Annotated in this window: 2 protein-coding genes; both read left to right on the forward strand. The window is 61.9% G+C overall.

What is annotated here, in order from left to right:
• Positions 1-3: 3 nt before the first annotated feature.
• Positions 4-162 (forward strand): IS66 family insertion sequence element accessory protein TnpB, encoded by a 159-nt coding sequence (gene tnpB, locus HY30_RS20745; RefSeq protein WP_422120005.1) that lies wholly within the window; start codon positions 4-6, stop codon positions 160-162.
• A 72-nt stretch (positions 163-234) separates the two neighbouring features.
• Positions 235-755 (forward strand): IS66 family transposase zinc-finger binding domain-containing protein (locus HY30_RS18165; protein ID WP_034744435.1); only part of this gene is annotated, 521 nt, incomplete at its 3' end.

Consider the following 755-nt stretch of genomic DNA (forward strand, 5'->3'; position numbering starts at 1 on the left):
TGCCTGTTCACCAAGCGGATCGATCAGGGCGGCTTTGTCTGGCCCACAATGGCCGGTCATGACGGCGCGATCACGTTGACACCGGCGCAGCTCGCCATGCTGATAGAGGGCATTGACTGGCGGGCGCCCGAACGGGTCTGGAAGCCGGCGCTGGCCGGGTAAAATCCAGAAAAAAGAGCGCAAAACCTCTATAAAATCGCTCTCTGCCAGGGCCGATTCATGGTATGAATCTGTATGCGGATCGACCTTGGAAACCTGCCTTCCAATACGGCGCTTCTGCACCAGTTGGTGCGTGACATGGCAGTCATTGTCGAGCATCGGGACGGCGAGATCGAGCGGCTTCAGGCAATCATAAAGAAACTCCAGCGGATGCAGTTCGGACGTAGCGCCGAACGCCTTGATCCCGATCAGCTCGCACTCGGTCTGGAGGACCTCGACGCCGATGTCGGGCGTATCGAAGAGAGCCTGCCCATCGCCTTTACTGAGACGACGGAACCCCCGCCGCACCGCAAGCCTTTGCCCGATCATCTGCTGCGTGAGGAGGTCCGGATCGACACCGATCACGCGGCTTGTCCGGGCTGTGGCGGCGCCTTGCACGACATGGGCGAGAGCGTCAGCGAGATGCTCGACTGGGTTCCAGCGCAGCTTCGCGTTGTACGCATTATCCGCCCGAAATATGCCTGCCGGGCGTGTGGGACGATGGCGCAGGCGCCTGCGCCGGAGCGTGTCATTGCGGGTGGCCTGGCCACGCCAGC

The organism is Hyphomonas chukchiensis, from assembly GCF_000682695.1.
Classification (GTDB): Bacteria; Pseudomonadota; Alphaproteobacteria; order Caulobacterales; family Hyphomonadaceae; genus Hyphomonas; species Hyphomonas chukchiensis.